Source organism: Halostella sp. PRR32, from assembly GCF_034808085.1.
In the GTDB taxonomy this organism is placed as follows: domain Archaea; phylum Halobacteriota; class Halobacteria; order Halobacteriales; family Natronoarchaeaceae; genus Halostella; species Halostella pelagica.
In genome coordinates this window covers 1-259 of record NZ_JAXHGL010000191.1, presented here as the reverse complement: position 1 = coordinate 259, position 259 = coordinate 1, and the positions used below count along the sequence as shown (strand labels likewise).

General features: G+C 46.3%; 1 protein-coding gene. It reads right to left on the bottom strand.

What is annotated here, in order from left to right; genetic code table 11:
* Nucleotides 1-43: 43 nt before the first annotated feature.
* On the bottom strand, nucleotides 44-259 hold a 216-nt coding region (locus tag SM753_RS20840; RefSeq protein ID WP_323192959.1), incomplete at its 5' end, for a hypothetical protein.

Sequence of the window (259 nt, the reverse complement as noted above, 5' to 3'; positions counted from 1 at the left end):
CTCGGACATCCGGTTCTCTTCCTCTTTGAAAAACTGCTCTTTCTCAGAGGCATTTTTCTTGATGGTCTGGATATCTTCGACCATCTGTTGGACCAGGGTATCCTTTTCCGAAAACAGGTCCTGCTGTTCTTTGAAAAACCTCTCTTTCTTCTTTCTCAGAAAGGTTGTTCTGTAGGGTCTGATTCTTCTCAGCCATTTCCTGGATCAGAGTGTCCTTCTCAGCCATTTGCTGGGTCAGAGTGTCCTTCTCAGCCAGCAG